This window comes from Mesorhizobium erdmanii, from assembly GCF_013170725.1.
Taxonomy (GTDB): domain Bacteria; phylum Pseudomonadota; class Alphaproteobacteria; order Rhizobiales; family Rhizobiaceae; genus Mesorhizobium; species Mesorhizobium erdmanii.
In genome coordinates this window covers 5,056,715-5,068,761 of the sequence record NZ_CP033361.1, presented here as the reverse complement: position 1 = coordinate 5,068,761, position 12,047 = coordinate 5,056,715, and the positions used below count along the sequence as shown (strand labels likewise).

The following is a 12,047-nucleotide window of genomic DNA, read 5'->3' as shown; positions in this document are numbered from 1 at the left end:
GATGAATGACGACAAAGCGATCTGGCCTCCGATTGATCCGATTTCGGCTGGCCTTCACGGCCGTTGCCCGCGCTGCGGCGAGGGGAGGCTGTTTTCCGGCTTCCTCACCGTCGGCAAACGTTGCGTCAATTGTGGCCTCGACTATTCCTACGCCGATGCCGGTGACGGACCGGCGGTCTTCGTCATCCTGATCATCGGCTTCATCATCGTCGGCCTGGCGCTCTGGGTTGACGTGACGCTGAGCCCGCCGCTGTGGCTGCATCTGCTGGTCTGGGTTCCGCTCACCCTCGTGCTGTGCCTGACGGCTCTGCGGCTGATCAAGGGCGTGCTGCTCACCCTGCAATATGCCAACAAGGCAGCCGAAGGCAGGTTGGACCGCGGCGAATGAGCGGGGCATCGGTAAACAGTGACGGCCGTTCGCGGCCACGATCGGCATTGCTGCTCGGCCTTGGTCTGATGCTGCTCTTGATCCTGCTGGCGCTCGGCACCTGGCAGGTCCAGCGCCTGCACTGGAAGGAAGGTCTGCTGCAGACCATCGACCAGCGCACCCATTCGGCGCCGCTGCCGCTGGCCGAGGTCGAGAAGCAATTCGCCTCGACCGGCGACGTCGACTACACGCCGGTCACGGTCTCTGGCACCTTCCTGCATGCCGGTGAGCGGCATTTCTACGCGACCTGGGAAGGTGACGCCGGCTTCAACGTCTACACGCCGCTGGCGCTGGACGATGGCCGCTTCGTGCTGATCAATCGCGGCTTCGTCCCTTACGACCTCAAGGATGCCGCCAAGCGCGCCAAGGGGCAGGTGGCGGGAAGGGTCACGATCACCGGACTTGCCCGCAATCCACTGCCGGCAAAGCCGTCGATGATGCTCCCCGACAATGATGTGGCCAAGAACATCTTCTACTGGAAGGACCGCGACGTGATGGCGGCGAGCGCCGGCCTGCCGGCACGCTTCACGCTGGTGCCGATCTTCATCGATGCCGACAAGACGCCGAATCCTGGCGGCTTGCCGATCGGCGGCGTCACCATCATCGACCTGCCGAACAGCCACCTGCAATATGCAATGACTTGGTACGGGCTTGCCGCGGCACTCGCCGCCGTGCTTGTGCTGCGGCTTCGCCGTCCTGCGAAAGAGGAATGAAGGCAAGCAGCCCTCTTTCTATCGACACCCTTGACAGGGCCCGCTCTTGACAGAGCCCGCTCTTGACAGAACAGGGGTAGGCACCTCATTTCGGCGCTGACGAACCGGCCAGGATTCAATGCTTCAGACAATCGCCAAGCCTCCTCTGACGATCCGGCTCTGCCAGCCGCGCGGTTTTTGCGCCGGCGTCGACCGTGCCATCCAGATCGTCGTGCTGGCGCTGAAGAAATACGGCGCACCGGTTTATGTCCGCCACGAGATCGTTCACAATCGCTACGTCGTCGAGGGTCTGCAAAGCCTTGGCGCCGTCTTCATCGAGGAGCTTTCCGAGATTCCGGCCGAGCACAGGCAGTCGCCGGTCGTTTTCTCGGCCCATGGCGTGCCGAAATCGGTGCCGGCGGACGCGCAGGCGCGCAACCTGTTCTACCTCGACGCCACCTGTCCGCTGGTTTCGAAGGTGCACAAGCAGGCGATGCGCCACCAGCGGCTCGGCCGCCATGTGCTGTTGATCGGCCATGCCGGACACCCCGAGGTGATCGGTACGATGGGGCAATTGCCGGAGGGCGCGGTGACGCTGATCGAGACCGAAGCCGACGCCGCGACGCTGGTGCCCGCCGACCCGAAGGCGCTTGGCTTCGTCACCCAGACCACGCTGTCGGTCGAGGACACAGCCGGCATCATCCGTGCGCTGCAGGACCGCTTTCCCGACCTGCAGGCGCCGGCGGCGGAATCGATCTGCTACGCCACCACCAACCGCCAGGAAGCGGTCAAGGACACTGCCCCAGGCGCTGATCTCTATCTGATCGTCGGCGCTCCCAATTCCTCCAATTCGCGTCGCCTTGTCGAAGTGGCTGAGCGTGCCGGCGCCACCATGTCGCTTCTCGTACAGCGCGCCGCCGAGATTCCGTGGAATGACATCGGCAACATTTCGACGCTCGGCCTGTCGGCAGGGGCATCGGCGCCGGAGATCATCGTCGACGAGATCATCGACGCGTTCCGCCAGCGCTTCGATGTCACCATCGACCTGGCCATAACGGCCACCGAAACAGAGGATTTTCCGGTCATGCGGGTATTGCGCGATGTCGAACTGACGCCGGCCGACATGGCCTTCGTCAACGGGGCCGCGTAAGACACATGGCGGTCTATACCGACGTTGCGGAGGGCGAACTCGGCGCTTTCCTGAAACACTACCCGGTCGGCGATCTCCTGTCCTACAAGGGCATTGCCGAGGGCACAGAGAACTCAAACTTCCTGCTGCACACCTCCTGCGGCTCCTACATACTGACGCTCTATGAAAAGCGCGTCGAGAAAGCCGATCTGCCGTTTTTCCTCGGACTGATGGGCCATCTCGCCAACAAGGGTGTGTCCTGCCCGCTGCCGGTGACCGCGCATGACGGCAGTGTGATCGGCACGCTGGCCGGCCGGCCGGCGGTCATCATCACCTTCCTCGAAGGGTTGTCGCTGCGGCGGCCGACGGCGACGCACTGCGCCGAGGTCGGCAAGGCGCTGGCCGCCCTGCACCTTGCTGGTGCCGATTTTCCGATGACCCGCCCGAACGCTCTGGCCATCGACGGCTGGCGCAAGCTTTGGGATGCGGCCCGTGACCGAGCCGACGAGGTCGAGCCGGGCCTGGCGGCCGAGGTCGACGCCGATTTCGCCGATTTCGAGCGCAATTGGCCGAAAGACCTTCCCGAGGGCATCATCCATGCCGATCTTTTTCCGGACAACGTCTTCTTCTTGGGCGAAAAACTCTCCGGCTTGATAGACTTCTATTTCGCCTGCGACGACCTCTACGCCTACGACGTTGCCACCTGCCTCAATGCCTGGTGTTTCGAGAAGGATTTTTCCTTCAACCTCACCAAGGGCAAGGCGCTGCTCGCTGGCTATCAGAGTGTGCGTCCGCTGAGCGGCGAGGAAAAGGCGGCATTGCCGATGCTGGCACGCGGTTCGGCATTGCGCTTCATGCTGACCCGGCTCTACGACTGGCTGACCGTTCCCGATGGCGGGCTGGTCATGAAACGCGACCCCACCGAATACATCCGCCGCATGCGCTTCCACCGCGCAATCAGATCTCCTTCGGAATACGGACTGACATGACCAAAGAGGTTGAAATCTTCACCGACGGCGCCTGTTCGGGCAATCCAGGCCCCGGCGGCTGGGGCGCCATACTGCGCTTCAACGGCAAGACCAAGGAATTATCGGGCGGCGAGGCCGAGACGACCAACAACCGCATGGAGTTGCTGGCCGCCATCTCGGCGCTGAACGCGTTGAAGGAGCCTTGCACGGTAGAGCTTCACACCGACAGCAAATATGTCATGGACGGCATTTCCAAGTGGATCCATGGCTGGAAGAAGAACGGCTGGAGGACCGCCGACAAGAAACCGGTCAAGAACGGCGAACTGTGGCAGGCGCTCGACGAAGCCAATCGCCGCCACAAAGTGACCTGGAACTGGGTCAAGGGCCATGCCGGCCACGCCGAGAACGAACGCGCCGACGAATTGGCCAGGGAAGGCATGGCGCCGTTCAAGAAGGGCTCTTTCAAGCCAGCGGTGTCCGCTCCGAAGCCGGATCTCCAGGCAAAGCAGCCGGCAGCTCCGAGGGCGCGTCGTTCGACCCAAAGCTATTGAGGCCCGGCTCCGCGGCCCTCGACTGACGGGAGATCCTGTCGTGCCGATCGCCTACTACATCACCCATCCTCAGGTTCAGATCGACGCCAGCGTTCCCGTGCCGGATTGGGGCTTGTCCGACGTCGGGCGCGCGAGGGCGCAGGCGATGCTGAGCCAGCCATGGGTCGGATCGATCATGCGTCTGGTATCCTCGGGCGAACGCAAGGCGGTTGAAACCGCCGAGGTGCTCGCGCGGCACCTCGATCTTGCCGTCGAGGTGAGGGAACGCATGCATGAGAACGACCGGTCGGCGACGGGCTTCCTGCCGCCGCCGGAGTTCGAAGCGGTCGCCGATCAGTTCTTCGCCAGTCCGCACGAGAGCATTCGTGACTGGGAGCGGGCGATCGATGCTCAGCAGCGCATTGTGAGCGAGGTCGAGGCCGTGCTTCATGGGGCCGGGGCCGGCGACATTGCATTCATCGGCCATGGAGGTGTTGGAACGCTCCTGCTGCTGTCTTTCAGTGGGCGGGAGATCAGCCGCGAAGCGGATCAGCCAGCGGGCGGCGGCAACTATTTTGCCTACGATATCGGTGCGCGTCACCTCATCCACGGATGGCGGCCGATCGACAGACTGGAACAGCCCTGAATCCTCAGCGGATCAGCAGCGCGGTGCCCCAAAGCCCGAGCGCGAACACCGTGTGCGACACCAGGTTGAGCGCCCGGACCCGCATCGGATTGGGCCGCTTCGAGGCCGCCCATCCGGCGCCCATGCCGGGTGCCAGCAGGAACCAGCCGGCGCCGATGGTTACTATGCCGAGGATGAAGGCCGGCAGGAAAGTCGGCGCGGCTAGCCAGGCCGCGCCAGTCAACGCGACGAGGATGATGCCGTAGACGATGCCGGTGAAGTAATGGAAGGCCCAACCCAGCGCTACTTCATGGGCGTAAGGTGTCGCGTTGGCGATATCGTCGTGGAAGACCTTGCCGTCCTTGAGGTGCCACACCCAGCGGCCGGGCGGCCCCCAGTTCGGTCGCGGCTGGCCGAATGCCCAGTGAAGAAAGAAAGCCCAGATATCCATCAGCACCGTGGCGCCGATGCCGATCGCGATAGCGCGCCACAAGATATCAAACATCGCTGAAATCCCCCCGGAAGCCGGCCGTTCTGTAGTCCAACCGGTTGTCGGGCGAGGCCGGCAGTTGCGGTCTCGCCCGACGCGGTCGCTGAAGCTCAGAGCTGCCCCAGAATATGGGCCGCGCCGGACTCGTCGACGCCAGGCTTGGTCTCAACATTGAGCGCGGTGACCTTGCCGTCGTCGACGATCATTGAAAACCGCTTCGAGCGCAGGCCCATGCCGCCACCGGAATAATCGGCATCGAGACCGACCGCCTTGGCGAAATCGCCATTTCCGTCGGCGAGGAACAGGATCTTGCCTTCCCCCCCGGTGAAACGCGCCCAGGCGCCCATGACGTGGGCGTCGTTGACCGAAACGACGGCGATGGTGTCGACGCCACGCGCCAGGATGGCGTCATGGTTTTCGAGATAGCCGGGCAGGTGGTTGTTGCTGCAGGTCGGCGTGAAGGCGCCCGGAACGCCGAACAGAACCACCTTCTTGCCGGTGAAAATCTCGGCCGACGTGATCGCTTTCGCGCCGTCGGTGGTCATCGTCTTGAAAGTTGCCTCGGGCAGCTTGTCGCCAACGGAAATAGTCATGAGTTCCTCGCTTGGGAATGGGGAAGGACGCGTGCTTGCGTAGCGAACTCGGCGGCCTCCTGCAACCGTTTGGGCAGGCTGGATCAGTACATGTCGCCAAAAGTGCGCAGCGGTTTTGGGGCAACGACATGTTCAAGAAGACGACCTCGAAGCGCATCGCATGAGTTCGTTTCAATACAGCGCGCTTCAAGGAAAAGGCAAAAGCCCCTCGACCGCGCCCGCCGAACTCGTCAGCGTGTAGTGAAGTCCGCCATCCGTGGGTGTCGTCGAAGGCCGGTCGAGGATCGGCACGGTGAAGATCAGCTTGCCGTCCTTTTCGCTGCGGGAAGGGGTTCCGAACATGTAGTCCCGCTCGCCGGCGACGAAGAAATCCGCTGCCTCCGGGGCACCGGGAAAACTCGCCTCGACAACCAGCGTCTCGTGATCGCCCGGCAGCACATTGACACCGAAATCGGGCTTTGCCGGTGCCGGCAAAGCCATGAAACTTGCCTTAACCAGGGCCGCGTCGTCGGCGTTGTCAGGCTCGGAAGTCGGGTCGACGGTCAGCCGTGTCTGCACGGGGATGCAGATCGTTTCACAAATGCCGAGGAAGATATCGGCATCGATCACCGCCGGCTGGTCCGGCGTCGCCAGCTTGAAGGTCACAGGCAGCGAAATCGGATAGTTGTAGCCGGCCCATTTGCCATAACCATCGTCGTGGCGTTGAGGTGCCGGGAACGCGAGAGTGGCACCGGCTATGTTGGTGCTGGCCGAAACGTCGAGTTGGGGCGGCACGCCGGCGTCGCCCGGGTCGCGCCAATAGGTCTTCCAGCCTGGCTTGAGCGCGATGTCGAGAACGCCGAGGATACGGCCGGCCTCGTCGGGTTTGCCCGATGTCACCAGCCGCACTTTGCCGCCTTCGCTGTTGTACCAGGCCGACGACGAGGCAGAAGCGGGCAGGACAGTCGCCGATCCGATGGCGGCGCCGAGCAGCAGGATTTTCAAGCTTTGCATGGCGGTGATTTGATCGTCCATTCATGGCCGCGCAATGGTTTCACGGCGTTGTTGATATCATATTTGCGTGACCTTCGCTGACAAGCCATGGCGGCCTGGCATCATGGGCTTTGGTCGAATCCGGCGTGGCCCATCTTTTCGGCGCCAGGGAAACACGGTACCCTCCCAGACATGGATTTGCTGCGCCACAAAAAGACGGCTGCTGAACGCGGCTTTCTCGACGATCAGTTCCTCATCGCCATGCCCGGCATGAAGGACGACCGTTTCACGCGCTCGGTCATTTACATCTGCGCGCACAGCGATGAAGGCGCGATGGGCCTGATCATCAACCAGACACAGCAGATGTTGTTTCCGGATCTGTTGGTGCAGCTCGGCATCATGAACGAGCAGGAAGCGATCCGACTGCCGGCGCAGGCGCGCGATTTCGTCGTGCGCAATGGCGGGCCTGTCGATCGCAGCCGGGGCTTCGTCCTGCATTCGGGCGACTACCGCGTGGAATCCTCGCTGACCGTTTCCGACGATATCTGCCTGACCGCGACGGTCGACATTCTGCGTGCCATATCGTCGGGCCGCGGCCCGCGTCACGCGCTGATGGCGCTGGGTTATTCCGGCTGGGGCGCTGGCCAACTGGAAACCGAGATCGCCGAGAATGGCTGGCTGACCTGTCCGGCCAGCCCCGAGCTCCTGTTCGACGCCGACATCGAGCGAAAATACGATCGCATCCTCGCCTCGATCGGGATCGATCTCGCGCATTTGAGCCTAGCCGCAGGGCACGCCTGACCTCCCAGACCCACGCAGCCTCTAAGCCTGCGTCAGCGGATACTGTTCCTTCAGCGTCTTCAGCACCTGGTCGCCCGGCATAGGCGCTCCGAACATGAAGCTCTGCACATATTCGCAGCCCATCTGGCGCAGTTCCAACGCGTCGCGTTCGTCCGAGATGCCCTCGGCGACCACCGACAGGCCGAGCTCATGCGCCATGTTGACCATCGACTTGAGCAGCACGGCACGTTTGGGCGTGTTGTCGTCGACGAAACTCTTGTCGATCTTGATGGTGTCGAACGGGAACCGCGTCAAATAGGCGAGCGAGGAATAGCCGGTGCCAAAATCGTCCAGCGACAGGCCAATGCCTAGCTGCTTCAGCTTGGTCAGCACATGAGCGGTCTGCTCGGGGTTGTCCATGACCAGCGACTCGGTGAGTTCGAGCCGGAAGCAGCGCGGCTTCAAATTGGCGCGCGCGATGACCGAGCGGACATCGCTGACCAGGTCGCGGCGGATGAGCTGGCGGCTGGACAGATTGACCGACACCGACAGCGGCGCGTCGCCGATCTGCTTTTGCCATCCGGCGAGATCCTCGGCCGCCTGCTGCATGGCGAACAGGCCGAGTTGCACGATCAGCCCACAGCTTTCGGCGACCGGGATGAAATCCGCCGGCGGGATCATGCCGCGGCGCGGATGGTCCCAGCGCAACAAGGCTTCGAAGCCGGCGACGCTGCCGTCCTCGAGCCGCACGATCGGCTGGTAGGCAAGGGTGAATTCGCGCCGCTCGATGGCGCGCCGCAGGTCGGATTCGAACTGCAGCCGGTCCGTGCCGACGGTGCGGAAAGCCGGGCGGAACGGCTCGATCCTGTCGCCGCCAAACCGCTTGGCCTGATGCATGGCAAGCTCGGCATCCTTGACCATGTCCTCGGCCGAGGTCTGCGCCGACGTCCAGGTGATCAGCCCGATCGAGGCGGTCAGGACGATTTCGCGCTTGGCGAAAGTGATGGGGTTGTTGATGGCATGCTTGATGGCGTCCGCCACGCCGGCGATGCGGGCAGGGTCCTGTTCGGACAAAAGCATCAGCGCGAACTGGTCGCCAGCGAAGCGCGACAACGAATCCTTCGGCTTCAACAGCCGGTGCAGGCGGCGCGCTATGGTGAGCAGGATGGTGTCGCCGGCCGAGATGCCGAGCCCGTCATTGACCTGCTTGAAGCGGTCGATATCGATGACGAAGACGGTCGGGCGCACCTTCTCCTCGGTTCGGGCGATCGAGATGATCGCTTCCAGCCGGTTCATGAACAATTCGCGGTTCGGCAGACCGGTCAGATTGTCGTGCACGGCGTCGTGCAGCAGCCGCTCCTCGGACTTCTTCTGCTCGGTGACGTCGACCATGGTGCCGACGCAGCGGATGACCTCGCCGTCCGATCCGATCACTGGCCGCGCCCGTAGGGCGAACCAGTGATAATGCCCGTCGGCGCCACGCAGGCGGAAGTTCTGCGCCACCCGGCCGCGCCGGTGCTCCAGCACCACGTCGAGCGTCGTGCGGAACGTGTCGCGGTCGTCGGCATGCAGCACCGGCAGCCAGTTGCGCGCGGCGCCCCCAAGGCTGTTCGGGGCAAGGCCGAGCTGGATGCTGACATCGGGCTTGGTCACGACCCGGTCGCGCAGAACGTCCCAGTCCCAGACCGTGTCGCCGGATCCGGCAACCGCCAGCGCCTGGCGTTCGAGGTCGGAGAACAGTCCCTGATGCAGCGCGCCACCGGCAAAGGCGTGCTGCATGACGGTGAAGCCGATCAGCAGGATGATCAGGATCAGCCCGCCGCCGAGCGCCGGCTGGGCGATGTCATTGTCCAGCATGCCGGTGATCGCCATCCACGACCCGCACAGCCACAACAGCACCATGACCCAACTGGGCACCAGCATGATCGCTCGATCATAACCACGAATACCGAGGAAGATGATCAGGCCGAGCCCGGTCAACGCGGTGGCGGCAAAGGATATGCGGGCGATGCCGGCGGCGACCGCCGGATCGACGATGGCGACACCGGCGATCAGCAGCAGGCCCAGAATCCAGACCAGGGCGCCATAGCTGAAATGGCCATGCCATCGGTTGAGGTTGAGATAGGCGAACAGGAACACCACGAACGTCGCCGCGAGCGCCACCTCCGTTCCCGCTCGCCACATCTGCTCGTTGCCGGGCGATATCTCGATGACCTTGTTGAGGAAGCCGAAATCGACGCAGATATAGGCAAGCACCGCCCACGCAAGGGCCGCGGTCGCCGGGAACATCGACGTCCCCTTGACGACGAAAAGAATGGTCAGGAACAGCGCCAGAAGGCCGGCGATGCCGATGACGATGCCGCGAAACAGCGTGTAGGAATTGACCGAGTCCTTGTAGGATTCCGGGTCCCACAGATAGACTTGCGGCAGCTTCGGCGAGGCAAGCTCGGCGATGAAGGTGATCACCGTTCCCGGGTTCAGCGTCACCCGGAACACGTCGGCGTCGGGGCTGGTCTGCCGGTCGAGCGCGAAGCCTTCACTGGGCGTGATGGCGGCGATGCGCGTCGAGCCGAGATCGGGCCAGAAGATGCCCGAATTCACCAGCCGGAAATGCGGCGCGACAATCAGCCTGTCGAGCTGCTGATCGGTAGTGTTGGCGAGCGCGAACACCGCCCAGTCACCGGTCGAGCGCGCGTCGTTGGCCTCGACCTCGATGCGCCGCACGATGCCGTCCGGCCCGGGCGCGGTCGATACCTGAAAATTCTCACCCTGGTTGCGGTAGATTTCGACGGCGCCCGAAAGATCCAGCGCGACGTCGTCGCGGGCAATCTTGATCGGTTCGACGGCAAAGGCCGACGAAGCCGCGCACAGCGTCACGATTGCCGCGAGGACAAAGGCGAAGAACGGCCCGTTTCGCAGGAAATTCGTCAAAAATCAGTCCTTCGTTCCTGCGCTGCCCAGCGGATCGTCCGCGATTCGGGCGTAGAGGTAGTGGTCGTGCCAGACGCCGTTGATCCTGAGATAGGATCGTAAGAGTCCTTCGCGCCGGAATCCGGCTTTTTCAAGCACGCGTATCGACCTGATATTGTCGGGAATACAGGCCGCTTCGATCCGGTGCAACCTCAGCGTATCGAAGGCGAAGCGGGCCACGACCTTGACCGCGTCGGTCATCAGCCCGCGCCCGCCGAAGCGCTCGCCGATCCAGTAGCCGACATGGCCGCTCTGCGAGACACCATGGCGTATGTTGCCGAGCGTGATGCCGCCGGCCAGCTTGCCGCTCGACTTCTCGAAGATGAAGAAGGCAATCGCCGTTCCTTGCGCATAGTCCTCGCGGTAGCGGCTGATGCGCAGGCGCCATGCGGTGCGGTCGAGCTCGTCGGGAGTCCAGCGCGGCTCCCACGGCTCCAGGAAGGCCCGGCTTTCGCCGCGCAGCGTCGACCATTCCCGATAGTCATTGGTGAATGGTACGCGCAACGTGACGAGGCTGCCCTTCAGCGCCGGCAGGTCACGGCGAAAGAAAGGGAGCGCGAACACGACGTTTGAGAGGCTTAGACGGCGAGCCTGCGGGCCGTGGTCTGCGTGCCCGGAAGCGAATCGAGGATCGCCTCATATGGTGCCAGCGTACCCACGGGCCCGACAGCGGTAAGCGTCGGCTTGGTCGAGAACATCCGCGACGACAGATCGGTCAGCCGCTCGACTGTCAGCGCCGACAGGCGCTCCATCAACTCCTCCTTGGCGATCGGCCTGCCGAACAAAAGAAGCTGCCTGGCGATCTGCGAGGCGCGGCTGGCTGGGCTTTCGGCGGACATGATCAGCCCGGCGCGATACTGGGCGCGCGCACGGTCGAGTTCTTCCTGCAGGATGTTCTCGCCGGCCTTTTGCAGTTCGTCGATGATGACGGGAACCAGCTCCGCGATGTCACTCTGGCCGGTCGCGGCATGGACGCCAAAAATGCCGGTGTCGGAAAAGCCCCAGTGGAAGGCATAGACGGAGTAACACAGGCCTCGCTTCTCGCGGACCTCCTGGAACAGGCGCGATGACATGCCGCCGCCGAGGATCATCGACAGCACCTGCGAGGCGTAGAAGTCGCGCACATGGTAGGCGCGGCCCTCGAAGCCCAGCACGATCTGCGCGTCCATCAGGTCGCGGTCCTCGCGGAAGTCGCCGCCGACATATTGCGCATATTGCGGAATGGTGCTGTCGGCCTTGCTGCGGAAGCCGCCGAGCTGCTTCTCGACCTCGCGCACGAAATTGTCGTGCTTGATGTCGCCGGCAGCCACGATCACCATCCGCTCGGCGCCATACTGGCGTTCGATGAAGTCATGCAATTGCTTGGAAGTGAAGGATTTGACGGTCTCCGGCGTGCCAAGGATAGAGCGGCCGATGGTCTGATGGCGAAACGCGGTCTCGGTGAAGCGGTCGAAGACGATATCGTCCGGCGTGTCGTGCGCGGCGCCGATCTCCTGCAGGATGACGTGCTGTTCGCGTTCGAGTTCCTGCGGGTCGAATTCGGATTCCTGCAGGATATCGGCAAGAATGTCGACGGCTAGCGGCACGTCGCCAGAGAGCACCCTGGCGTAGTAGGAGGTGGTCTCGACGCTGGTGGCGGCATTGATCTCGCCGCCGACATCCTCGATTTCGGAGGCGATTTCGAAGGCCGTCCGCCGCTTCGTGCCCTTGAACGCCATGTGCTCGAGCAGATGGGCCATGCCATGCTCTTCGTCACGTTCATTGCGAGCGCCCGACTTGACCCAGGCACCCAAGGCAACCGATTCGATACTTGGAAGGGTTTCGGTGGCGACTGTCAGGCCGTTCGACAGACGGCTTACCTCAACACCCAT

General features: G+C 63.3%; 13 protein-coding genes. 7 read left to right on the top strand and 6 right to left on the bottom strand.

Annotated features, from left to right (window positions below; translation table 11 throughout):
• Nucleotide 1: 1 nt before the first annotated feature.
• From EB233_RS24695 to EB233_RS24670, 6 genes are all read left to right on the top strand, one after another.
• Nucleotides 2–388, top strand: a complete 387-nt coding sequence (locus EB233_RS24695) for a DUF983 domain-containing protein (protein WP_027053449.1) — start codon at nt 2–4, stop codon at nt 386–388.
• On the top strand, nt 385–1,140 hold the full coding sequence (locus EB233_RS24690; RefSeq protein ID WP_064989964.1) for an SURF1 family protein: 756 nt from the start codon (nt 385–387) through the stop codon (nt 1,138–1,140). Before EB233_RS24695 ends, EB233_RS24690 begins: the two co-directional genes overlap by 4 nt.
• Nucleotides 1,141–1,258: 118 nt before the next feature.
• Complete coding sequence (ispH, locus tag EB233_RS24685) at nt 1,259–2,269, top strand: 4-hydroxy-3-methylbut-2-enyl diphosphate reductase (protein WP_027053451.1); 1,011 nt, start codon at nt 1,259–1,261, stop codon at nt 2,267–2,269.
• A 5-nt stretch (nt 2,270–2,274) separates the two neighbouring features.
• Nucleotides 2,275–3,237: a homoserine kinase gene (locus tag EB233_RS24680; RefSeq protein WP_064989963.1), complete on the top strand. Its 963-nt coding sequence runs from the start codon at nt 2,275–2,277 to the stop codon at nt 3,235–3,237.
• Nucleotides 3,234–3,767: a ribonuclease HI gene (rnhA, locus tag EB233_RS24675; protein WP_064989962.1), complete on the top strand. Its 534-nt coding sequence runs from the start codon at nt 3,234–3,236 to the stop codon at nt 3,765–3,767. Before EB233_RS24680 ends, rnhA begins: the two co-directional genes overlap by 4 nt.
• Nucleotides 3,768–3,807: 40 nt before the next feature.
• Nucleotides 3,808–4,392: a histidine phosphatase family protein gene (locus tag EB233_RS24670; RefSeq protein ID WP_064989961.1), complete on the top strand. Its 585-nt coding sequence runs from the start codon at nt 3,808–3,810 to the stop codon at nt 4,390–4,392.
• 4 nt (nt 4,393–4,396) lie between these two features.
• Here the strand turns inward: EB233_RS24670 and EB233_RS24665 are convergent, their stop codons facing one another.
• From EB233_RS24665 to EB233_RS24655, 3 genes are all read right to left on the bottom strand, one after another.
• On the bottom strand, nt 4,397–4,876 hold the full coding sequence (locus EB233_RS24665; RefSeq protein ID WP_064989960.1) for a DUF2938 domain-containing protein: 480 nt from the start codon (nt 4,874–4,876) through the stop codon (nt 4,397–4,399).
• Nucleotides 4,877–4,971: 95 nt separating this feature from the next.
• Nucleotides 4,972–5,454, bottom strand: a complete 483-nt coding sequence (locus EB233_RS24660; RefSeq protein ID WP_027053456.1) for a peroxiredoxin — start codon at nt 5,452–5,454, stop codon at nt 4,972–4,974.
• Nucleotides 5,455–5,640: 186 nt separating this feature from the next.
• Nucleotides 5,641–6,447: a protein-disulfide reductase DsbD domain-containing protein gene (locus tag EB233_RS24655; RefSeq protein ID WP_064990001.1), complete on the bottom strand. Its 807-nt coding sequence runs from the start codon at nt 6,445–6,447 to the stop codon at nt 5,641–5,643.
• A gap of 171 nt (nt 6,448–6,618) precedes the next feature.
• Here EB233_RS24655 and EB233_RS24650 point away from each other — a divergent pair, with 171 nt between their 5' ends.
• Nucleotides 6,619–7,227: a YqgE/AlgH family protein gene (locus tag EB233_RS24650; RefSeq protein ID WP_027053458.1), complete on the top strand. Its 609-nt coding sequence runs from the start codon at nt 6,619–6,621 to the stop codon at nt 7,225–7,227.
• A gap of 21 nt (nt 7,228–7,248) precedes the next feature.
• Here EB233_RS24650 and EB233_RS24645 read toward each other — a convergent pair whose 3' ends face one another.
• The 3 genes from EB233_RS24645 to EB233_RS24635 are packed head-to-tail and all read right to left on the bottom strand — an operon-like array spanning nt 7,249 to nt 12,047.
• On the bottom strand, nt 7,249–10,137 hold the full coding sequence (locus EB233_RS24645; RefSeq protein WP_027053459.1) for an EAL domain-containing protein: 2,889 nt from the start codon (nt 10,135–10,137) through the stop codon (nt 7,249–7,251).
• A gap of 3 nt (nt 10,138–10,140) precedes the next feature.
• Nucleotides 10,141–10,740, bottom strand: coding sequence for a GNAT family N-acetyltransferase (locus EB233_RS24640; RefSeq protein ID WP_064989959.1), 600 nt, complete (start codon nt 10,738–10,740; stop codon nt 10,141–10,143).
• Between the two features lie 14 nt (nt 10,741–10,754).
• Nucleotides 10,755–12,047 carry a M16 family metallopeptidase gene (locus EB233_RS24635; RefSeq protein WP_027053461.1) on the bottom strand — a complete coding sequence of 431 codons (1,293 nt, stop codon included), beginning with the start codon at nt 12,045–12,047 and terminating at the stop codon, nt 10,755–10,757.